Here is a 22565-nt window from a genome sequence, read left to right as displayed (position 1 = left end):
AGTCTTTCCTTATGGCAAATCCCAAAATTACCTTTATCGGTGCCGGCTCAACGGTATTCATGAAGAACATCATCGGCGATGTTTTACAGCGGCCCGCTCTTGCAAACGCAGAGATCGCCCTGATGGACATCAATCCCACGCGGCTCGAGGAAAGCGAAATTGTCGCGCAAAAGATCATTTCAACCCTCGGCGCGGGCGCAACGGTTCAAACCTTTGCCGACCAGCGCAAGGCCCTTGAAGGCGCAGATTTCGTGATCGTCGCCTTCCAGATCGGTGGCTATGAACCCTCGACTGTGATCGATTTCGACGTGCCTAAAAAGTACGGCTTGCGCCAGACGATCGCGGACACGCTTGGGGTCGGCGGTATCATGCGCGGGGTGCGCACCGTTCCGCACCTTTGGAAGATTTGCGAGGATATGCTGGCGGTCTGCCCCGATGCCATCATGCTGCAATACGTCAACCCCATGGCCATCAACACATGGGCCATTGCGGAAAAGTACCCGCAGATCAAACAGGTGGGCTTGTGCCACTCGGTGCAGGGCACCGCTTGGGAATTGGCCCGCGATCTCGACATTCCCTATGAAAGTCTGCGCTACCGGTCAGCCGGCATCAATCACATGGCCTTCTTTCTGACCTTTGAGCAAAGGCTTGAGGATGGCACGTACAAAAATCTCTATCCCGATCTTTTAAAGGGATATCGCGAAGGGCGTTTCCCAAAGCCCAGCCATTGGAACCCGCGCTGCCCCAACAAGGTTCGCTATGAGATGATGACGCGGCTTGGCTATTTCGTTACCGAAAGCTCCGAGCACTTTGCCGAATATACGCCCTATTTCATTAAGGAAGGTCGTGAAGACCTGATCGAAAAATTCGGCATTCCGCTTGATGAATATCCCAAGCGTTGCATCGAGCAGATCGAGCGCTGGAGCAAGCAGGCCGATCAATATCGCAATGCCGAGCGTATCGAGGTCAAGGAAAGCCATGAATACGCTTCCTCAATCATCAACTCGGTATGGACCGGCGAGCCGTCGGTGATTTACGGCAATTTGCGCAACAATGGCTGCATTACCTCGCTGCCGGAAAACTGCGCTGCGGAAGTGCCCTGCCTAGTCGATGCCAATGGTATCCAGCCGACATATATCGGAGAGTTGCCGCCCCAGCTCACAGCCTTGATGCGCACGAACATCAATGTGCAGGAACTCACGGTCAAAGCCATTGTCTCGGAAAATCCCGAGCATCTTTATCATGCTGCGATGATGGACCCCCACACAGCAGCGGAACTGGATCTGGATCAGATTTGGAGCCTTGTCGATGATCTGCGTGCAGCGCATGGCGATATGCTGCCGCAATGGGCGCGTCTGGACAAAAAACAAAGGGTCGCCTGAACCCGGTTTCCTGCGAAGGCCTAATCGGCAGGCGCGATCTCTCCCTGACTCTGACCTCCCCAAAGTCAGGATAAGGCCCGGCCGCACTCACCCGCGGTCGGGTTTTTTGCATCACTACACATTGCCAATAGCGCTTCAACTGCAGCAGTCGCGCTCAAGCCATCTCGCGCACAAGGCGTAAAAATTCCGCATGGCCAAGCGCATTTGTCGCCGCCTGCTTATATTCTTTGACCAGACTGTCATACGTCTTGCGAGCGAAGGCGCGGAGTTTGGGATCGCGCGCCATTTCCGCTTTGGCCAATTTGGGATCAAGCAGGCCCAACCCATCAAGCACCGGATAGTAAAGCTGGGTCTCGATATGGGGCAGTCCGTCGAGATAGCTGGGGAACTGGGTTGCACGTGGCATGTGGCGGGCCCAGAAATCGAGCCGCTCGCGGGTTTCAGGATGGATGCGGTTCGCCCTGACTTCGCGCCAGAACGGCGTGTCATCGCGTTCGACCATGTAATGGGTATTCACAAATGTGCGGAAATCGTCGACCTGACGACCCACGCGCTTGTTGTAATCGTCCCTATCCTTGCGGGTGAACGTTTTGAGGTCCTTGAGATATCGACCCGCAAACAGCATCATCTGAACGATCGTGCCATGGATAGATGTCGATTCAAGGGGCTCGAGAAAACTCGAGGCGAGCCCGACGGCCAGACAATTGCCCATCCAGGGCGTTTCGAGCCGTCCGATGGAAAAGCGAATGTCGCCGCGCACCTCGATTTCATGACCGAGTACCGCTTCGACCTCCTGCTTGGCCTCCTCGGGCGTTGTGAATTCATCCGAATAGACATAGCCGCAACCATAGCGATATTGCGTCGGAATCTGCCACATCCAGCCCGATTTCTGCGCCCATGCGCGGGTATAATTGGCGATCTCCTCGCCTTCCCTAATGTCGATCCAGAAGGGGAGTGCGCGATTGACCGGCAACTCATGAGCATAGGAAATCCACGGTGCGTTCAACGCCTTGACGATCAGTTGCTTGCGAAAGCCGGTGGCGTCGATGAAAAAATCGGCTTCGAGGCGTGCGTTCTCTTCAAGAATGAGTGCCTTGACGTCGCCGGTTACTTCGTCCCGCTCGATGCCTTGGACAAGCGCATCGACCTTCTCCACCCCTTGGGATTTGGATGCAAAGAATTTGCCTACAAGCGCCTGATCGAAATGAAAGGCATGGTGGAATGGGCCGAGCGGGATCAATTGGCCGTCCTTGCCAAGCGCATAGGGTGCCTTCTTGCGCTCGAGCAGGGGCATGAAGAGATGCATGTCGTGTACCGGCTTTCCTGCCGAAACAGCGTAAACATTGAGATAGTCCGCAGGCGCACCACGCGGGGCGCGGATCACCTGATGAGGATCGTCGATCGGGCCATAATAGGTATAACCCTTGCGCCGCCAATCTTGGTGCCGGATGCCCAGCTTGAAGCTGGCTTCGGTTTTTCGGAAGAACTCGAACTCATCGATCCCGAAATGCTTGAGCAAGACCCGGAAGGCGGCCGTTGTGGCTTCGCCCACACCGACCGTTGGAATTTTCGAGGACTCCACAACCGAAATGCGCAAGTTCAGGTTTTTGCGCCGCGCCTGATCCTGGATGATAAAGGCCGCAATCCAGCCGGCGGTTCCCCCTCCAACGATCGCGAGATGACGTTCGGTATCGGCCAAGGCCCCCTCCTCATTTGCCTCCGATTTGGGCGCAAAAAGCCCCGGCGCGCAATGGGCCGGGGCGACAAGTTTTTTCCGGGAAATAAAGGCTATTTGTGAGCGCCCGCCATTTCCCGCAATTCCTCCACCGAGCGAACGCGCTTTCTGGCCGCGCCTTGCCATTGGCGCGTCTTGACCTCGGACTTGGCAACCCGCGCCCTGGCCGCATCGACCGCATGCGCATATTGCGGCAACCATTGCGCCTGAGCGACAACCATCTCATCGACCATAGCCCAGACCTCTTCGGGCGTGCAGATCGCGCCAACAAGCGGATCGTGCAGCATCGCCTGTTTCAGAAGATCGACATCCCCGGAAATTGCCGCCTCGACGGCCATGCGTTGAACCGAAATCGTTGCCGAGCATGTCGCGGCGCAAGCCAAGGGCAAGGTTATGCCTTCAACCATATTGATGCCGAACCGGTCGACAAAGCCGGGGCTTTCGACGATGGCATCGTGAGGAAGGTTTTTGACAATCCCATTGTTGCGGACATTGAAATGACCGCGATAGACCCGGCCGGTTTCAAGCGCCTCAATGATATGGCTGGCATGTTCGGACGTGCGTTTGTGCTCGAAAAGCGGCTTGTTCGCCTGTTCGAGAAATTTCGGAAAATCGGTTTCAAACCAGTTCCGGCGTTCGGTGCAATAGCGCAAATATCCACCGGTCTCGCCGTGAATCCATTCGGATGTATCTATCCATTTCCCGGTTTCTTCGGGCCGTTTGCGATACCAGGGCAGATATTCGGAAAGGTGCCCGTTGGACTCGGTTGAATAAACCCCGAACCGCTTGAGCACATCGATCCGGAGCTTTTCCTGTTTTGAATAGACAGGATGAGCCTCAAATGCAGCGACCAGTTCATCGGCTTCGACTTTGCGACCCTTGGCGCGAATGTCGACATACCAGGTCTGGTGATTGATCCCTGAACAGATGTAGTCGAGGTCCGCATCGGCAACGCCGAGCACCTGTGCAATCTGATGGGCGCCATGCTGAACGCCGTGGCAAAGCCCGACCGTGTTGACGCCACCATATTCAAGTGCCGCCCAAGTGTTCATCACCATGGGATTGGCATAATTGAGAAACAGCGCGTCCGGTTCGGCAACCTCGCGGATGTCCTTGCAGAAGTCGAGAATGACCGGGATGTTGCGCTGGCCATACATGATGCCCCCCGCACAGATCGTATCGCCGACGCATTGGTCGACGCCGTATTTGAGCGGAATGTTGATGTCGGTCTCAAACGCCTCAAGCCCTCCAACCCGAACGCAACTCATGATGTAACGCGCGCCCGTCAGCGCTTCCCGGCGGTCGGTGGTTGCCGTGACCCTCGCTGGTAGTCCGTTGACCGCGACGATGGTTTCGATGATCTGGCGCACCATATCGAGATTGTGCGGATTGATATCGGTCAGAGCGATCTCGATAGCTTGGAACTCGGCAACTTTCAAAAGGTCCGAGACAAGCGTTTTTGTGAACCCAACTGACCCTGCACCGATAATCGCAACCTTGAAAGACATGGGCTTTCCTCTTTGGACTGGACAAAAAACCTCTTATCCGATCCCTAGCGTGGTCACTGGTTCAGGTGTAGAGAAAGGTTATGCCAATAGGGGTAATTTTATGCTCTCCAATCTGATCGCTTATCGCCATGACATGCGTTTGATAACGCCTGGCAAGCAGGGGCCAGGTCTCGCCTGCATGGCAAGTGGCGCCGGCTATGAGCTCAGGGTCAACGAGATCTATTCCTGGGACGGGCTCAAGCGCGGTGCGGCACCTTTTGCGCTCATTCAGCATACGCTTGACGGGGAGGGGCGGCTCGATTTTGCCGGACAGCGCCATCGTCTGGAGCCTGGAGACACCATGCTTTTGACCTTCCCGCATGCCAATCGCTATTGGCTCGAGCGCGGCAAGAGCTGGGAATATTTCTGGATCACTTTGAGCGGGCGAGAAGCGTTGCGGCTGGCCGGTGCGATACTTTCGGCGCGTGGCCCGGTCTTGCGTGCCGACACTGAAACTGTCGATACCATGGCTGGGTCCTGCCTTTTCCTGCTCGAGGGCACAGCGGAAAAGCCGGGCAGCATTTCGGCAGCCGCCTATAGTGCAATTGCTGCGCTCTATGATGCTGCTTTTGCACAAAGCGAGCCACCGGTATCGTTGCCGCCAGCCATATTGCGCGTAACCCAATTCATCGATGCCAATCTCGCCGGACGGCTTGATATCGAGCGCCTTGCGCAAGTGGCCGGGCTTAGCCGCGCTCATTTCGTCCGCACCTTCACGGTTTCGGTGGGGCAGGCACCGTCAGACCATGTTTTTGAGCGGCGGATCGATCGCGCGATGCGTCTTCTGGTTGCGACCGACACGCCAGTTCATGCCATTGCCCAAGCCTGCGGGTTCGCCGACGCCAATTACTTTGCCAAGGCATTCCGGCGCGCGCGCGGCGTCTCTCCCGGCACGTTCCGTCAGACAGAGCGGATGGAACGGCAAATCGATCTCTAGGCAGAGGCGCGGCTTGAGATAAGATACGCTTGGCCGATTATCTCAATTGCAGGCGCTCGATCTGCCCGGCTGCCTCATCGATAATGCGGGCGGCTTCGAGAATCTGCTTATTGGTGGTGTCGGACCGGAACAGGCGTGACATCAGAACTTCGCGCAAATTGCCCATGGCGCGTCGTACCGGCGTTGTATCGGCCCGGCTCGTCTTGTCTCTAAGACTATCGATCCGCGACAGCAGATGCTGGGCCTGATCGGCATGTTTTGCCAGCTTTGCCCGGCCCGCATCGGTGATCGTGAAGATCTTGCGCGATCCCGACATATCCGTTTCCGCGATAAGGCCCATTTCGACAAGCAGGGTCAGGGTCGGATAAACGACCCCCGGACTGGGTACATAATTACCGCCGGTCCGCTCCTCGATATCCCGCATCAATTCATAACCATGCCGATCGTGGTCCGCGATGAGCCTGAGCAGCACGAGCTGGAACTGAGCGGAATCGAACAGTTTGCCGCGTCTTCGGCGACCTGAAAGTCCGCTTGCCGAATCGCCGCGCTCAAAATCGTGTTTTGATGGATATTGCTTCACGGACACCTCTACCTGCCTTGCTCAAGATATATCTTGAATAGTCCCAATTTCAAGTGCGTATCGCCAAAGCCAGCTTGGCCGACAGTAAATATATTACATATTTACATATGAACAGATATTGATATTTCTTAGGTGAAACAGGATTTGCATCATCTATGCGCACGACACACGATCATCCACATCCCGAGCATCACGATAGCCATAACCACCAAGCCGATTGTGCCGGTCATCATGCCGGTGGTCACAGTCACGCGCCAAAAGTGACGAGAAACAATGAACGTGTGGTGCTGATAGGGTTTCTTTTAACGTTCAGTTTCATGTTCGCCGAATTTATCGGCGGCATCTTATCCGGCTCGCTCGCTCTGATTGCCGATGCCGGCCATATGCTCACGGACGCGGTAGCCCTTGCGCTGGCTTTGGCAGCATTCCGCTTTGGTCGACGGCGCTCGGATACCAAGCGGACATTTGGCTATTTGCGTCTTGAAGTGCTTGCCGGTTTTTTCAATGCAATCACGCTTTTGGCCCTCACAGCATGGATTTTTTACGAAGCGATCAATCGTCTGTTCGAGCCGCATCCCGTTCTGGCAGGTCCGATGCTGATCGTGGCGGCACTGGGATTGGTGATCAATATCGCCGTCTTTTTGATGCTCATGCAGGGCGATACGAACCATGTGAACATCAAGGGCGCCATGCTCCATGTCATCGGTGATCTGCTCGGTTCGGTCGCTGCCATAGCTGCCGCCATAATTATCTACCTGACCGGCTGGACACCGATCGATCCGATCCTGTCGGTTCTGCTTTCAGTGTTGATCTTAAGAGCCGCATGGGCGCTGCTGCGCAACACGGTTCATATCCTCATGGAAGGAACGCCGCCCGATATCGATGTCGAAATCGTGCGGGCGGATATCCTGGATAGCCTGGCTGACATAAAGGCTGTGTCGCATCTGCATGTCTGGTCGATCACATCGGGCCGGACAGCGGCTACGCTGGACGTTGCACCGGTCGACAACGCCGATTACAGAACGATTGCCTCAAGGGTCAAGGACTTGCTCAAGCAGCGTTACGGCATCGATCACGCAACGGTCGAAATCAATTGGACCGGCAGTGGCAGTCGCTGCTCACTGGCTCAGGTCGCAGGTGGGCATCATGTTCATGCCCAATGATGGATTCTGAGGGAGCAAACCAGTAAAATGGCATTGATAAAACCCAAACCGGTACCGATATGCGAGACGTTGCCTTTGAAGCATAAACCCACCGAGGCCGAGATTTTTGTCGTGGCCGAGACCTTCAAACTTCTAGGCGATCCGACGCGCTTGAAAATTCTTCTCGCCTGCCTGGAAAAGCCCATGGCAGTGGGTGACATTGCGCAGAGCATCGATGCGTCACAATCGCTTGTCAGTCATCATCTGCGCTTGCTTCGTGCAGCCAGGCTGGTCAAGGGCACGCGCCAAAGCAAGCAGGTTTATTACGAGGCCGACGATCATCATATCCGCCATATCGTTTCCGACATGATCGCCCATGCAGGCGAAAATGACGCCGATACCGAATAAGGTTCGGCATTCAAAGCGGCAACTGGGTCGTCAGCTTTATGCGTTTCAGAGCAAAGTGAGAATTGATTGCGATAACGCCAGGCAGATGCAGAAGCTTGCGCTTTAAAAGGCGCTCATATTCATCGATCGAACGTACCAGCGCTCGCACGACATAATCGGTTTCTCCGCTCATCGAAAAGCATTCAACGATTTCCGGAAAGGCCCGAACCTCCCGCTCAAACGCCTCCAGTGTATCCTCGTCATGCTGCCGGAGTTTTATGTTGGCAAAAACGGTAATGGTAAGACCCAGTTTGTCGGAGTCCAGAATGGCAACGCGCTCCTTGATAACCCCCTCCTTCTCAAGCCGCTTGAGTCGCCGCCAGAATGGCGTGTGAGACAAACCAACCTTTTCGGCCATATCGGCGACCGAGAGCGAACTGTCTCTCTGAACCACCGACAGAATCCTGCGGTCCATTTCATCCATAAGATTATCTCCTCAAAATCCGGGATGCTTTAGGACAATATATCTAATTGTGGGCCAGGCCAATCATATTGAGGTTAAATTTTCCCCATGGTTTGATAGTACTATTTGCAGGCGGCAGTGTTGCAATCGGGGAGGAGAGCAGCATGACCAACAGGCCTCCGTTAAGCCTGCATATACCCGAGCCACCGGCTCGTCCCGGCGAGGCTCCGGATTTCTCGCATATCGTTGTGCCTTTGGCAGGCGAGATGCGAAGGCCCGACGTCACCGAGGCCGAGTCGGCCATGCGCGATATGCCCTACGGGCTGATCCGCGTGCTGGACGACAACCACCAGGCCGTTGGCCCGTGGGATCCGCGACTGACCTCGAAAGCGTTGCTGCATGGCTTGCGTGCGATAACGCTCACGAGGGTGTTCGACGATCGCATGTTTCGCGCGCACCGCCAGGGCAAGACCAGTTTCTACATGAAGTCTCTTGGCGAAGAGGCCATCGGCGCTGCCCAGGCAATGGTCATGGGGCGCGAGGATATGTGCTTCCCCACTTACCGGATGTTGTCGTGGCTCATGGCACGCGAATATCCACTGCTCGACCTTTGCAATCAGATCTATTCCAACGAGCGCGATCCATTGCGCGGGCGCCAGCTGCCGATCCTTTATTCCGCCCGCGACTATGGCTTTTATTCCCTTTCGGGCAATGTCGGCTCGCGCTATGGACACGCGGTGGGCTGGGCGATGGCTTCGGCCTTCAAGGGCGATGACAAGATTGCCATCGGCCACGTAGGCGAGGGAACGACCGCGGAAGGTGACTTCCACGAAGCGTTGACCTTTGCCGCGGTCTATCGCGCGCCCGTCATCCTTTGCGTGACCAACAACCAGTGGGCAATTTCATCCTATTCCGGCATCGCCGGTGCTGAGCAGACGACCTTTGCCGCCCGCGCACTGGCCTATGGCATTCCCGGCCTGCGTGTCGACGGCAACGATTTTCTCGCCGTCTATGCGGCAACCGAATGGGCGGCCGAACGCGCGCGCACCAACAATGGTCCGACGCTGATCGAGTTGTTCACCTATCGCGCTTCGGGCCACTCCACCAGCGACGATCCGACCCGATACCGCCCTGATGACGAGGCAAGCAAATGGCCGCTGGGCGACCCGCTGGAACGCCTCAAGCAGCATCTGATAACGCTCAGGGCTTGGAGCGAGGACCAGCAGGAAGCGCTGGTTGCGGAACTGACCGATGCGATCAAGGCCGCCGCCAAGCAGGCGGAAGGGGTAGGCACGCTCGGCCAATCCAAACCCAATGTGCGCGAGATGTTTGAGGATGTCTTCAAAGAGCCCGATTGGCGCATCGTCGAGCAGCGCCGCGAATTGGGAGTCTGACCATGCCGCGCATGAACATGATCCAGGCTCTTAACTCGGCCCTCGACATCAAGCTCGCGACCGATCCTGATACGCTGATCTTTGGTGAGGACGTCGGCTACTTTGGCGGTGTTTTCCGCGTTACGGAGGGATTGCAGCAAAAGCACGGAGTGACACGCTGTTTCGATGCCCCCATTTCCGAGGGCGGTATTGTTGCAACCGCGATTGGCATGGGCGCCTATGGTCTGCGGCCCATCGTGGAAATCCAGTTCGCGGATTACATTCTGCCCGCCTACGATCAACTCGTGTCGGAGGCCTCGCGCCTGAGATATCGTTCAAACAGCGAGTTCTGGTGTCCGATCACGGTACGCTCGCCCTATGGCGGGGGCATTTTCGGCGGCCAGACCCATTCGCAAAGCCCTGAAGCAATCTTCGCCCATGTGACGGGCCTCAAGACGGTCATCCCGTCTAATCCCTACGATGCCAAGGGGCTGCTTCTGGCCTCCATCGAAGAAGACGATCCCGTGATCTTCCTTGAGCCCAAGCGTATCTATAACGGCCCTTTCGACGGTCATTATGACAAACCGCTCAAGACCTGGGCCGAGCATCCTGCGGGTGAAGTACCTGCGGGGCACTATACGGTGCCGCTTGGGTCCGCTGCTATCGTGCGTCCGGGCAAGGAAGTAACCGTACTCGCCTATGGCACAATGGTGCATGTCTCGGCAGCGGCTATCAAGGAAACCGGCGTGGATGCCGAACTCATCGATTTACGATCGATCGTGCCGCTCGACATCGACACGATTGTTGAGTCGGTCAAGAAAACCGGGCGTTGCGTCATCGTCCATGAAGCCTCGCGCTATGGCGGATTCGGCGGCGAACTGTCCGCGCTGGTTCAGGAGCGCTGCTTTTACCATCTGAGGGCGCCCATCGAACGCGTGTGCGGATGGGATACGCCCTATCCGCACGCTTTCGAGTGGGACTATTTCCCCGGCCCGGTTCGGGTCGGCAAGGCACTCAGGCACTGTGTGGAGGCTGTGGCATGAAGACGTTCTCGTTTCGCCTGCCGGACATTGGTGAAGGCGTCGCAGAGGCAGAAATTACCGGCTGGCATGTCAAGCCGGGCGACATGGTTGAGGAAGACCAGACGCTGGTTGATGTGATGACCGACAAGGCGACCATCGACATGACCTCGCCGGTTTCGGGCAAGGTGTTGGCGATCTACGGTGCGCCCGGCGACAAGGTGCCTGTCGGCTCGGTTCTGGTGGAACTCGAGATCGAGGGCGAAGCGGACGCGACAGCGGCGACCAAGCCCACCGATGTTGCCGCTGAGCCTGCGCCAGAGACCGAGAGTGATACATTCGAGCGCACTGTTGTGGAGGAAGGCCCTGCAGTGGATTCCGGGAATGGTTCCCGGAATGACGCCCAAGACGGGGGCAGCCCGGAGGATGCATTTGTGATCCTCGCTTCACCCGCCACACGCCGTCGCGCTGAAGACCTCGGTATCAATCTCGCCGATGTCGATGGCACCGGCCCTGACGGCCGCATAACCGACGCCGATCTTGACGCCTATCTCAAGGAACGGATGCCGATGCCCGCACTCCGCGAGCGCGAAGGCGTCAAGGACGTACGCATTATCGGTCTGCGCCGCCGCATTGCCGAGAAGATGGAAATTTCGGCCCGCCGCATTCCCCATTTCTCCTATGTCGAAGACTGCGACATGACCGCGCTCGAGGGCCTTCGCCGGGAAATCAATGCCTCGCGTCAGGGCGCCCAGCCCAAACTGACGCTCTTGCCATTCTTTATGCGTGCCTTGGCGCAGCTTCTTCCCGAATTCCCGCACATCAACGCCCATTTCGACGACGACGCAGGCATACTGCACCAGCACGCGGCGATCCATATCGGCATTGCCACCCAGACTGCCGACGGGCTGATAGTGCCGGTTGTGCGCCATGTGGAGGCACTCGATATCTGGGATTGCGCCCGCGAAATGAGTCGTGTGACCAATGCCGCCCGCGAAGGGGCAGCGTCCCGTGCGGAGCTTTCGGGCTCGACGATCACGCTCACCAGTCTCGGCGCGCTCGGCGGGGTTGTTGCAACCCCAATCATCAACCATCCTGAAGTCGCGATCATCGGGCCCAACAAGCTCATGGGACGACCGGTCGTTGTCAACAACCACGTCACGGTACGCACCATGATGAACCTGTCGTCCTCTTTCGATCACCGGATCGTGGATGGCTATGACGCAGCCAAATTCATCCAGCGCTTCAAGCGCCTGCTCGAAAATCCGGCTTTGATCTTCATCGAACCGCGGACATGGACCTGAGGAGAGACAGATGACGACCCTTGATTTTGCCCTGGGCGAGATGGCCGATACGATCCGCGAGACGACCGCGCGCTATGCCGCCGACAGAATTGCGCCGCGCGCCGCCGAGATCGATGAGACCAACACCTTTCCCATCGACCTTTGGCCGGAAATGGGCGCACTGGGGCTGCACGGCATCACGGTCGAGGAGGACTATGGCGGGCTGGGCCTGGGTTATCTCGAGCATTGTGTGGCAATGGAAGAAGTCAGCCGCGCTTCCGCCTCGGTCGGGCTTTCTTATGGCGCCCATTCCAACCTCGCGGTCAACCAGATCAGGCGTTGGGGCACCGACGCGCAGAAGCGAAAATATCTGCCAAAATTGATTTCGGGCGAACATCTCGGTGCGCTCGCCATGTCGGAGGCTGGTTCAGGGTCGGATGTCGTCTCAATGAGCCTGCGTGCTGACGCCAGAGGCGATCATTATGTGCTCAACGGCACCAAGTTCTGGATTACCAATGCGCCAAAAGCCGATGTGCTGATCGTTTACGCCAAGACCGACCCGAGCGCGGGCCCGAAAGGCATCACGGCTTTCATTATCGAAAAGGGATTTGAGGGCTTTTCTGTTTCCCCCAAGCTCGACAAGATGGGTATGCGCGGCTCCGATACCGCCGAACTGGTGTTCAAGGACTGCAAGGTGCCTGCGGAAAATGTAATGGGCGCCGTTGGCGAAGGGGTCAAGATTTTGATGTCGGGGCTCGACTACGAACGCGTCGTCCTCGCCGCTGGGCCTTTGGGCATCATGCAGGCGTGCCTTGATGCGGTGCTACCCTATGTCCGTGACCGCAAGCAGTTCGGCAAGCCCATCGGCGATTTCCAGCTCATGCAGGCCAAAATTGCGGACATGTATGTGGCGCTCAATTCCGCCCGCGCCTATGTGTACGCCGTTGCCCGGGCCTGCGATGCGGGCCAGACCACGCGTTTTGACGCAGCCGGTGCCATCCTGCTGGCGTCCGAGAATGCCGTAAAAGTTTCACTCGAGGCCGTGCAGGCGCTCGGGGGTGCGGGCTACACAAAAGAGTGGCCGGTCGAGCGCTATGTGCGTGATGCCAAGCTCTACGATATTGGTGCTGGCACAAACGAGATCCGGCGGTTTCTCATCGGGCGGGAATTGATCGCGGGATGAGCGCACCAACTCTAACATCCGCCGTCAACCGCGCCGACCCGACGTTCACCGCCAACGCGGAAAAAAATCGCGCGCTGGCGGGAGAACTCCGTGAACGCGTCGCGATGGCTGCTCTTGGCGGGCCGGACACCGCGCGCCAACGCCATATCGCCCGCGGCAAGTTGCTGCCGCGCGAAAGGGTGGAGCGTTTGCTCGATCCTGGTTCACCATTCCTCGAGATCGGCCAGCTCGCTGGCTTTGGCCTCTATGGCGGCGAGGCGCCCGGTGCTGGGATGATCGCAGGGATTGGCACAGTCTCTGGTCGCCTTGTGATGATCGTGGCCAACGATCCCACTGTCAAAGGTGGTGCCTATTTCCCCATGACGGTCAAAAAGCATCTGCGTGCGCAGGACATCGCGCTCGAGAATGAATTGCCATGCATTTATCTCGTTGATTCCGGTGGCGCGAACCTGCCGTTTCAGGCTGATGTGTTCCCAGACCGCGATCACTTCGGACGTATTTTTTTCAATCAGGCGCAGATGTCGGCCAAGGGGATCCCTCAGATTGCCTGCGTGATGGGCTCGTGTACGGCGGGCGGCGCCTATGTGCCTGCGATGTCCGATGAATCGGTCATCGTGCGCAATCAGGGTACGATATTTCTGGCCGGCCCGCCGCTGGTCAAGGCGGCTACCGGCGAGGTTATTTCTGCCGAGGAGTTGGGCGGTGCCGAAACCCACGGCAAGAAATCCGGCGTCGTCGATCACATCGCCGACAATGATGAGCACGCCTTGACCATAGTGCGGGACATCGTTTCGACCCTGCCGGCCAGCCCGGCCCTTGCCGGCGGTGGAACCAGGACCACGCCTCCTGCTCACGACGCTGAGGATCTCTACGGCATCATTCCTCAGGATGTCCGCGCGCCCTACGATGTGCGCGAAATCATCGCCCGGCTCATCGATGCTTCGGAGTTCCACGAGTTCAAGGCCAATTACGGCACCACGCTGGTGTGCGGTTTCGCCAAAATCTGGGGCACGCCGGTTGCGATCCTGGCCAATAACGGCGTGTTGTTCTCCGAAAGCGCGCTCAAGGGCGCCCATTTCATAGAACTTGCGTGCCAACGCAAGATTCCGCTGCTGTTCCTGCAAAACATCTCCGGTTTTATGGTTGGCGGCAAATACGAAGCTGGAGGCATCGCCAAGGATGGCGCCAAGCTGGTGACGGCGGTGGCCACGGCCGGCGTACCCAAGATCACGCTCATTATCGGCGGCAGTTTCGGGGCCGGAAACTATGGCATGTGCGGACGTGCCTATTCGCCCCGGTTCCTCTTCACTTGGCCAAATTCGCGTATTTCGGTCATGGGCGGCGAACAGGCCGCTTCGGTGCTGGCAACGGTCAAGCGCGATGCGATGGAGGCAAGAGGAGAGAACTGGAGCGTCGAGGATGAGGAGGCCTTCAAAGCACCGGTGCGCCAGCGCTATGAGGACGAGGGTAGTCCTTATTATGCATCCGGACGGCTCTGGGACGACGGTATTGTCGATCCCTTGCAAACCCGCGATGTGCTGGGGCTCGCGTTCAGGGTGGCACTCAACGCGCCGAGCCCGGACCATACCCGGTTCGGTCTGTTCAGGATGTAGCCGATGATCAAAAGCGTCCTCATCGCCAATCGTGGCGAAATCGCCTGCCGCATCGTTCGCACCGCAAAGCGGTTAGGGATCGCCACCATCGCGGTCTATTCTGATGCCGATGCGAATGCCCTGCATGTCAAGCAGGCGAATAGGGCCATCCATATCGGTCCGTCACCAGCATCTGAAAGTTATCTGGTTGGCAACCGCATCATTGCTGCCGCGACAGCGAGCGGCGCGCAGGCGATCCATCCCGGCTTCGGGTTTCTCTCGGAAAATGCCGATTTCGCTCAAGCGGTGCTCGACGCCGGGCTGCTCTGGATCGGTCCAAAACCCGCATCAATCCGCGCGATGGGGCTCAAGGATGCGGCCAAGAGATTGATGGGAGAGGCGGATGTGCCGGTAACGCCGGGCTACCTCGGTGAGGACCAGTCCAGGGGGCGTTTGAAGACTGAAGCCGATGCCATCGGCTATCCCGTGCTCATCAAGGCCGTCGCAGGTGGTGGGGGCAAGGGTATGCGCCGCGTGGATGCTGCCGGCGATTTCTTCGCCGCGCTCGAAAGCTGCCAGCGTGAGGCACAAGCCTCCTTTAGCGATCCAAAAGTTTTGATCGAAAAATACATCCAGCGCCCGCGCCATATTGAAGTGCAAATCTTTGGCGACACCCACGGCAATATCGTGCATCTGTTCGAGCGCGACTGCTCGATCCAGCGCCGTCATCAGAAAGTCATCGAGGAAGCGCCCGCGCCGGGCATGGACGCGGCAACCCGTACTGCCATCTGCGATGCCGCAATCAAGGCAGCGCGCGCCGTCGATTACGTGGGGGCAGGAACCATCGAATTCATTGCCGACGCCAGCGAAGGGTTAAGGGCCGACCGCATATGGTTCATGGAAATGAACACGCGTCTGCAGGTCGAGCACCCCGTGACCGAGGAAATTACCGGCGTCGATCTCGTCGAATGGCAGTTCCGTGTTGCATCCGGAGAGCCGCTCCCAATGCGGCAGGATGACCTCACAATCACTGGCTGGGCCATGGAAGCTAGGCTTTACGCCGAAGATCCGGCCCGCGACTTTCTGCCCTCGACCGGCCGGCTCGAAGTCTTCGAGACTCCAACTGGTATCAGGCTCGAGACCAGTGTTGCGGCGGGGGATGAAATCTCGCCCTATTACGATCCGATGATCGCCAAACTGGTGGTTCACGGTGCAACGCGCGATGAAACAGTGGCAAAGCTGCGCAGCGCCTGCGCATCAACGATCGTCCATCCGGTCAAAACCAATGCCGGATTCATGGCCCGCGTGCTCGGCCACACCCAGTTCGTTGCGGGCGATGTCGATACAGGATTTGTGACAAGGTACGCTGAAGCACTCATGCCTCCAACACTGCCTTCGAGCGATGCCTTGAATGCAGCCGCCAGCGCCATGCTGCCAACGGGCGAAGGGCCATGGCAACGGCTCACTGGTTTGCGCATGAATGCGGAAAGCGTGCGCGCGGTGAGGATGAGGATTGGCGACAATATTGTGGTTGGTTCCGCCAACGCACCACCTTTTCCCCCTGACGAGGAGGCGACAGCGTCGGGGGGGAGCGGCAAACTCCAGAGTTTCTCAGTTATGCCTTCAACCTTCCTTCTCAGCGAAGCGGGTGAAACCTGGCTTGTTCGCCCGGTCCGCACGGACGCCGTTCACGGTCATGCGGCAGGCGATGGCGGCCTGATCGCGCCGATCCCGGCCAGGGTCACGGCAATGCTTGTTTCAAAGGGTCAGGCGGTTGAAAAGGGGCAACCCATATTGGTTCTTGAGGCCATGAAGATGGAATATACATTGACTGCGCCTTTTGCGGGCGTCGTTCAAGAAATCGATACCGGGCTGGGTGAACAAGTGACCGAAGGCATGGTTCTGGTTTCAATTGCGGAGAAGGCACAATGAGCGGGCGCTGGTTCGAGGATTTTGCCGTGGGCGATACGATTACCCATCCCATTCGACGCACAGTGACTGAAACCGATAATTTGCTGTTTTCGACCCTGACGCATAACCCTCAGCCATTGCATATCGATGCCGAATATGCCGCCCGGTCCGAATTCGGCAAAATTCTCGTCAATGGCACCTTCACCTTTTCCCTGATGATCGGGCTCACGGTTTCGGAAACAACGCTTGGGACCCTGATTGCCAATCTTGGCTACGACAAGCTCAAGATGCCTAAGCCCGTCTTTCTGGGCGATACGCTTCATGCCCATACCGGCGTGGTGGCAAAGCGCGACTCCGAAAGCCGGCCCAATGCGGGCATCGTTACGTTTGTGCATCGCGCGATCAACCAGCGCGGCGAAGTGGTCTGCGAATGCGAGCGTAGCGCATTGATCCAAAGGCGCCCGGCATGAGATTGCGTTCATTGCTCTTTGTCCCTGGCGATCGGCCTGATCGTATGGAAAAGGCGATGCAAAGCGGTGCCGATGCCGTCATTCTCGATCTTGAGGATTCAGTAACGCCAGATCGTAAGCCTTGGGCGCGAAAGGATGTTGCGACCTTTCTTGAAAATACGGGGCGCCAGATGCTGCTGGTGGTCCGCGTTAACGCGCTGCATTCGCCTTTTCTGCGCGACGACCTCGATGCGGTGATGCCTGCCAGCCCCGATGCAATCATGCTGCCCAAGGCCGAAGGAGGGGCGTCAGTTTCCGAACTTGCTGCAATGTTGGGTCTCAGCGATACCAAAATCCTGCCCATTGCCACAGAGACACCAAGATCGGTTTTTGCGCTCGGCAGCTTTGAAAGCGTCGCCCAGAAACTTTGCGGACTGACCTGGGGCGCCGAAGACCTCCCCGCGACCCTGGGAGCACTGACGGCCCGCAATGAAGATGGCAGTTATACCCCACCCTATGAGATTGTCCGCGCGCTTGCGCTCTTTGCCGCTCATGCTGCCGGTGTTCCTGCAATTGAGACCGTCTATCCTGACTTTCGGAACCTTGATGGCCTCAGGGTCTATGCGCAACGGGGCCGCAGGGATGGGTTTTCGGGCATGATGGCGATCCATCCCCTTCAGGTGCCGATCATCAACGACGCCTTTCAGCCATCGGAGGCGGAAGTCGCCCATGCTCGCGCAGTGGTTGCCCTCTTTGAGGCCAATCCGGGCGCCGGCGTATTCGAGCTCGACGGCAAGATGGTTGACCTGCCGCATCTGAAAGCAGCGCGTCGCCTGTTGGGCGGTCTCTAGCGTCAGCGACCGAAAATTGGCCGATGCGGTGGACCGCATTGAGAACCTCTGGGCGAGGCGCAGTCTCTGGATATCCACACGCGCTATGCAAATTTGTAGAATTGCCGCGCCAGAGATGTAAAAAAAGTATCATTAACGATTGAGAAAGCGTGTAGCCCGTCGCTGCAATATAACGGTATGGTGTCATTAATGAGCGGTCGAAAAGACCGCCGCGCAAACGCCAAAGCGTTTCCGGAGGAGATAATGGAACCCGACCTTGAAGTCGTACAGATCAGAAAAGGCGAGTCTTTTGCGGCCTGGTCGCATGGCTATCCGTTCCGCACTGTGCGTTGGCATTTTCATCCCGAATACGAAATCCACCTGATCGTCCATACGAGCGGTCGCTATTTTGTCGGTGATTTCATCGGTGAGTTCGAGCCGGGCAATCTCGTGATGACCGGGCCCAACCTGCCCCACAATTGGGTATCCGACGTGCCTGAGGGGCAACCGGTACCATTGCGGGGCCGCATTATCCAGTTTTCCGAAGAGTTTATCGATGGCGCGGCCAAGGTATTTCCAGAGCTTTGTGAATTGCGCCCCTTGCTCAAGGAAAGCGCCCGCGGCCTTCTGTTCGATCCTGAACTGGCAAGCGAAATCGGTCCCTTCATGGCTGAGCTTCTCGACGCTCAGGGCGCGCGCCGCATCGAACTATTTATCTCCATTATGCGGAGTTTAAGCAGGGCTGAAGGCACCAAGTTCCTGTCCAGCGCAAGCTATATGCCGGATCCTTCCGGTTTTATGTCCGCAGGCACCAACAAGGTTTTGGCCTTTATCCGGGAAAATCTGACCGGACAGTTCTCCGAACCCGATTTGGCCAGGATCGCAGGCCAGAGCCCCAGCGCCTTCTCGCGAGCCTTCAAGCGCCATACCGGCATGACTCTCGTGCAATATGTGAACCGGCTCAGGATCAATCTGGCCTGTCAGCTTCTGTCCGACAGTGCTCTGTCCATAACCGAAATCTGTTTTGAATGCGGATTCAATAACGTATCCAATTTCAACCGGCAGTTCCTCGCCCAGAAAGGTATGCCGCCTTCGCGGTTCCGCACGCTTCTGGAGCAGAACATCAAATTCGAGGATGCCGCCTAACCACTGAAAGGGAGGGGTTTTCCCAGTCAGTCTATCAGCATTGCCGCGCATATGCGTGGCAGTGGGCGGGTTCGCTCGCCCAAATTTCTACCACCAGACCATGAGATGAAAGGGAGAAACATGGTTAGAACAATGATCAGGACCGCAGCCGTCAGTGCCATTGCGCTTTCGATTGCAACCACTGTTGCAACGGCGCAGGACAGCCTTCGCATCGGTATGACGTTCCAGGAGATGAATAACCCCTATTTCGTTTCGATGCAGGAAGCGTTGAACGAGGCAGCGAGCGCGTTGGGCGCCAGTGTTGTTGTCACCGATGCTGGCCATGACGTTGCCAAGCAAATCGCCGACGTTGAAGACATGCTTCAGCAGGGCATCGATATCCTCATCGTCAATCCCACCGACAGCGCCGGCATTGAGGGCGCGGTACAAGCGGCTCACGATGCGGGTGTTATCGTTGTCGCGGTTGATGCCAACGCCAATGGGCCGGTCGACAGCTTCGTTGGTTCCAAGAACTACGATGCCGGCTATCTCTCCTGCCAATATCTCGCCAATGCCCTGGGCGGCGAAGGCGAAGTCGCCATTCTTGACGGTATTCCGGTCGTGCCGATCCTTCAGCGCGTTGAGGGGTGCCGAGATGCCCTCGCCGAATTTGACGGCATTGAAATCGTCGACATGCAGAACGGTCGTCAGGATCGCTCCATCGCCCTGGGTGTCGCAGAGAACATGATCCAGGCCCATCCCAATCTGGGCGGCATCTTCTCGGTCAACGACGGCGGCGCGATGGGTGTTCTGGCCGCCATCGAAGGCAGTGGACGCGATATTCTGCTGACCTCGGTCGATGGCGCACCCGAAGCGGTAGAGGCAATCCAGCGCGGTTCGGCCTTTATCGAAACTACGGCGCAATTTCCGCGTGACCAGATCCGCATCGGGCTTGCCATGGCGCTTGCCAAGCACTGGGGGGCCAATGTCGTACCGGCCGAAGTGCCGATCGATGTGATGGTCGTTGACGTGGAAAACGCAGCTGATTTCAGCTGGTAAGCCTCCTCTTGACGTACCAGCGGGATGTCCGGACCCTCAATCCGGGCATCCCACCCCGTTCATGAAAGGGAAATCCGATGGACCCGATCTTAACGATTAAAGACATCGAGAAGAGCTTTATTGGCGTCAAGGTTTTGCATGGCGTCGACCTTGATGTGCGCGCAGGCGAAGTCCACGCTCTGCTGGGCGAAAACGGCGCTGGCAAGTCCACGCTGATGAAAATCCTTTGCGGAATTCACAGCCCCGATACCGGCACCATAACGATCGCCGGTCAGGAACGGGCCTTTCGGCATTATGACGATGCCGTGGCCGCGGGCGTCGGCATCGTATTCCAGGAGTTCAGCCTTGTCCCCTATCTCAACGCGGTTGAGAACATCTTTCTGGGTCGCGAATTGCGCAACAAGTTCGGCTTGCTGGACAAACGGGCAATGAGCGCGCGTGCCATCGCGCTTTTGGACAGGCTCGGTGTGCAGATGGATCTGGAAGTGCCCATCGGTCACCTTAGCGTCGCCCAGCAGCAATTCATCGAAATCGCCAAGGCGCTCTCGCTCGAAGCCAGGATACTGGTCCTCGATGAGCCGACTGCCACCCTGACCCCCAACGAGGTCGAGCATCTTTTCGAGGTCATGCGTCAGTTGCGCGAGCAAGGCGTTGCCATGGTCTTTATCTCCCATCATCTCGATGAGATTTTCGAGATCTGCGACCGGATTTCGGTTTTGCGCGATGGTCATTTCGTTGGCACCCGCGCCGTGGTCGAAACCGATATAGACCAATTGGTGGAAATGATGGTGGGCAGGAGAATCGAAGCCAACTTCCCGCCCAAGCCGGAAAAGCCGCCCAAAAGCGAAGTCGTTCTGGAACTGGAGGATTTCCGTCTCGCAAGGGACCATGCGCCCGGCGGGTTCAGGCTGCACAAGGGTGAAATCCTTGGCTTTGCCGGACTGGTCGGATCGGGTCGTACCGAAACCGCGCTGGCCATGCTCGGAGCGCATAAATGCGCATCGCGCAAGGTCACGGTCAACGGCATAGACCGCAACTTTCGGGAGCCGGCAGATGCACTTGCCTGCGGCGTCGGCCTTCTGCCCGAAAGCCGAAAGACCGAGGGGCTGGTCACCGCATTCTCGGTCAAGCACAATATTTCGCTTAACAATTACGGCAAGTATCGCCAGGCCGGAGTGTTGATCGATGGCCCGCGCGAAACCCAGTCCACGCTCGATGTCATGGGGCGCGTTTCAGTCAAGGCGCAAGGTCCCGATACGCCGGTGGAAACCCTTTCCGGGGGCAATCAGCAGAAAGTGGTTATCGGCCGGTGGATCAATCATCACGCCAATATCCTGATTTTTGACGAGCCCACGCGCGGCATCGATGTAGGCGCGAAGGCCGAAATCTATCATCTGATGCGCGAACTGACCGAGAAAGGCTATGCCATCATCATGATCTCATCGGAACTGCCCGAGATCATTGGCATGTGCGATCGCGTCTGCGTGTTCAAGGGCGGGCGCATCGTACGTGAACTCGAAGGCGATGCCATCACACCTGAAAATGTCATGAAACATGCTACCGCAGGAGAGTCCCATGCACTCGCTGGATAAACAAGCCTCTCAACGCGACGCGGCACGCGGCCCTTTGGCAGCCGTGATGCAGCGCGTCCAACGCTCCAACATCTTCCTTCCGTTGGTGGGGTTGGTCGTGGTCTGCATTCTGATGAGCTTTGCTTCTGAGAATTTCTTCCAGTTCAACAATATGATGAATGTCATGCGGCAGGTGTCCATCATCGGCATCATCGCCGTTGGCATGACGTTCGTGATCCTGACCGGGGGCATCGATCTTTCCGTGGGTGCCGTCATGGCCCTGTCCGGCACCATTGCTGCCGGGCTCATGGTCAATGGGCTCGATCCTTCCATTGCGCTGCTCGCGGGCCTTGGTGTCGGTCTGGGCTTTGGGCTTTTCAACGGTGTCATGGTCTCTTATGGGCGTATGCCGCCAATCATCGTTACGCTCGCCACCATGGGCATCGCGCGAGGCCTTGGGCTAATGTACTCGGGCGGATACCCCATTTCTGGCTTGCCCTCCTGGGTCTCCTGGTTCGGCAACGGCAGGCTTTTCGATATCCCCGTGCCGGTCATAATGATGCTGCTGATCTATTTTGTGGCCTGGGTTGTCCTTGAGCGCACGAGCTTTGGTCGGCACGTCTATGCGATCGGTGGCAACGAACAGGCCACCCGGCTTTCCGGTGTGCGCGTCAGCCGGATCAAACTTGCCGTCTATGGCATTTCCGGGCTGACGACTGCCCTTGCTGCAGTGGTCCTCACAGGCCGGCTCATGAGCGGCCAGCCCAATGCCGGCATGGGGTTCGAGCTTGATGCCATTGCCGCTGTGGTGCTTGGCGGCACAGCTATTGCCGGTGGACGCGGTTCGATCATCGGCACCCTGATCGGGGCGACTTTGCTCGGTATCCTCAATAACGGACTGAACCTGATGGGGGTCGACCCATACGTCCAGAACGTCATCAAGGGCGGCATCATTCTGCTTGCCATCTATATCGGCCGCGAACGGCGCGCATAAATA

The 22565-nt window shown here is 57.6% G+C and carries 20 protein-coding genes; 16 read left to right on the top strand and 4 right to left on the bottom strand.

All coding sequences use genetic code 11. From position 1 onward, the window contains the following. The first annotated feature begins 11 nt into the window (after positions 1 to 11). Positions 12 to 1382, top strand: coding sequence for an alpha-glucosidase/alpha-galactosidase (melA, locus tag EO133_RS14970; protein WP_127073445.1), 1371 nt, complete (start codon positions 12 to 14; stop codon positions 1380 to 1382). Positions 1383 to 1536: 154 nt separating this feature from the next. Here melA (EO133_RS14970) and EO133_RS14965 read toward each other — a convergent pair whose 3' ends face one another. Then, positions 1537 to 3243 (bottom strand): tryptophan halogenase family protein, encoded by a 1707-nt coding sequence (locus tag EO133_RS14965; protein WP_127073444.1) that lies wholly within the window; start codon positions 3241 to 3243, stop codon positions 1537 to 1539. Then, positions 3171 to 4625 (bottom strand): alpha-glucosidase/alpha-galactosidase, encoded by a 1455-nt coding sequence (gene melA, locus EO133_RS14960; RefSeq protein ID WP_127073443.1) that lies wholly within the window; start codon positions 4623 to 4625, stop codon positions 3171 to 3173. Before melA (EO133_RS14960) ends, EO133_RS14965 begins: the two co-directional genes overlap by 73 nt. 100 nt (positions 4626 to 4725) lie before the next feature. Between melA (EO133_RS14960) and EO133_RS14955 the strand changes: the two genes are divergently transcribed. Beyond that, positions 4726 to 5601: an AraC family transcriptional regulator gene (locus EO133_RS14955; protein WP_164735034.1), complete on the top strand. Its 876-nt coding sequence runs from the start codon at positions 4726 to 4728 to the stop codon at positions 5599 to 5601. A gap of 37 nt (positions 5602 to 5638) precedes the next feature. On the opposite strand, the gene EO133_RS14950 is transcribed toward EO133_RS14955, so the two are convergent. Continuing rightward, positions 5639 to 6181, bottom strand: a complete 543-nt coding sequence (locus EO133_RS14950) for a PadR family transcriptional regulator (protein WP_127073441.1) — start codon at positions 6179 to 6181, stop codon at positions 5639 to 5641. Positions 6182 to 6336: 155 nt separating this feature from the next. Between EO133_RS14950 and EO133_RS14945 the strand changes: the two genes are divergently transcribed. Further along, on the top strand, positions 6337 to 7344 hold the full coding sequence (locus tag EO133_RS14945; RefSeq protein ID WP_127073440.1) for a cation diffusion facilitator family transporter: 1008 nt from the start codon (positions 6337 to 6339) through the stop codon (positions 7342 to 7344). A 27-nt stretch (positions 7345 to 7371) separates the two neighbouring features. Further along, a complete protein-coding gene (locus EO133_RS14940; RefSeq protein WP_127073439.1) occupies positions 7372 to 7731 on the top strand; it encodes an ArsR/SmtB family transcription factor in 360 nt (119 codons plus the stop codon). Positions 7732 to 7741: 10 nt separating this feature from the next. On the opposite strand, the gene EO133_RS14935 is transcribed toward EO133_RS14940, so the two are convergent. After that, complete coding sequence (locus EO133_RS14935; protein WP_127073438.1) at positions 7742 to 8194, bottom strand: Lrp/AsnC family transcriptional regulator; 453 nt, start codon at positions 8192 to 8194, stop codon at positions 7742 to 7744. A 143-nt stretch (positions 8195 to 8337) separates the two neighbouring features. Between EO133_RS14935 and EO133_RS14930 the strand changes: the two genes are divergently transcribed. The 12 genes from EO133_RS14930 to EO133_RS14875 all read left to right on the top strand — a co-directional run bounded on the left by EO133_RS14930 (position 8338) and on the right by EO133_RS14875 (position 22562). Continuing rightward, the gene (locus tag EO133_RS14930) at positions 8338 to 9567 is read left to right on the top strand and encodes a thiamine pyrophosphate-dependent enzyme (RefSeq protein WP_127073437.1); all 1230 of its coding nucleotides are present in this window, start codon (positions 8338 to 8340) and stop codon (positions 9565 to 9567) included. Positions 9568 to 9569: 2 nt separating this feature from the next. Next, positions 9570 to 10589 carry an alpha-ketoacid dehydrogenase subunit beta gene (locus EO133_RS14925; protein WP_127073436.1) on the top strand — a complete coding sequence of 340 codons (1020 nt, stop codon included), beginning with the start codon at positions 9570 to 9572 and terminating at the stop codon, positions 10587 to 10589. Beyond that, positions 10586 to 11869: a dihydrolipoamide acetyltransferase family protein gene (locus EO133_RS14920; protein ID WP_127073435.1), complete on the top strand. Its 1284-nt coding sequence runs from the start codon at positions 10586 to 10588 to the stop codon at positions 11867 to 11869. The genes EO133_RS14925 and EO133_RS14920 overlap by 4 nt, the downstream gene beginning before the upstream one ends. Positions 11870 to 11879: 10 nt before the next feature. Beyond that, entirely contained in the window at positions 11880 to 13031 is a 1152-nt protein-coding gene (locus EO133_RS14915; RefSeq protein WP_127073434.1) for an isovaleryl-CoA dehydrogenase, read from the top strand. After that, positions 13028 to 14644 carry a carboxyl transferase domain-containing protein gene (locus EO133_RS14910; RefSeq protein ID WP_127073433.1) on the top strand — a complete coding sequence of 539 codons (1617 nt, stop codon included), beginning with the start codon at positions 13028 to 13030 and terminating at the stop codon, positions 14642 to 14644. Before EO133_RS14915 ends, EO133_RS14910 begins: the two co-directional genes overlap by 4 nt. Before the next feature lie 3 nt (positions 14645 to 14647). Continuing rightward, positions 14648 to 16555 carry an acetyl-CoA carboxylase biotin carboxylase subunit gene (locus EO133_RS14905; protein ID WP_127073432.1) on the top strand — a complete coding sequence of 636 codons (1908 nt, stop codon included), beginning with the start codon at positions 14648 to 14650 and terminating at the stop codon, positions 16553 to 16555. Next, entirely contained in the window at positions 16552 to 17004 is a 453-nt protein-coding gene (locus EO133_RS14900; RefSeq protein ID WP_127073431.1) for a MaoC family dehydratase, read from the top strand. The genes EO133_RS14905 and EO133_RS14900 overlap by 4 nt, the downstream gene beginning before the upstream one ends. Then, positions 17001 to 17834, top strand: coding sequence for an HpcH/HpaI aldolase/citrate lyase family protein (locus EO133_RS14895; protein ID WP_127073430.1), 834 nt, complete (start codon positions 17001 to 17003; stop codon positions 17832 to 17834). Before EO133_RS14900 ends, EO133_RS14895 begins: the two co-directional genes overlap by 4 nt. A gap of 243 nt (positions 17835 to 18077) precedes the next feature. After that, positions 18078 to 18959 carry a helix-turn-helix domain-containing protein gene (locus EO133_RS14890; RefSeq protein ID WP_127073429.1) on the top strand — a complete coding sequence of 294 codons (882 nt, stop codon included), beginning with the start codon at positions 18078 to 18080 and terminating at the stop codon, positions 18957 to 18959. A 132-nt stretch (positions 18960 to 19091) separates the two neighbouring features. Continuing rightward, the gene (locus EO133_RS14885; protein WP_244640589.1) at positions 19092 to 19997 is read left to right on the top strand and encodes an ABC transporter substrate-binding protein; all 906 of its coding nucleotides are present in this window, start codon (positions 19092 to 19094) and stop codon (positions 19995 to 19997) included. Between the two features lie 77 nt (positions 19998 to 20074). Continuing rightward, the gene (locus EO133_RS14880; protein WP_127073427.1) at positions 20075 to 21589 is read left to right on the top strand and encodes a sugar ABC transporter ATP-binding protein; all 1515 of its coding nucleotides are present in this window, start codon (positions 20075 to 20077) and stop codon (positions 21587 to 21589) included. Positions 21590 to 21635: 46 nt separating this feature from the next. Beyond that, positions 21636 to 22562: an ABC transporter permease gene (locus EO133_RS14875; protein WP_127073657.1), complete on the top strand. Its 927-nt coding sequence runs from the start codon at positions 21636 to 21638 to the stop codon at positions 22560 to 22562. Positions 22563 to 22565 lie beyond the last annotated feature (3 nt).

The organism is Pelagibacterium lentulum (assembly GCF_003992625.1).
GTDB classification, from domain to species: domain Bacteria; phylum Pseudomonadota; class Alphaproteobacteria; order Rhizobiales; family Devosiaceae; genus Pelagibacterium; species Pelagibacterium lentulum.
Note: the sequence above shows the minus strand (reverse complement) of the source record. Positions and strands in the feature narration are given on the sequence as shown.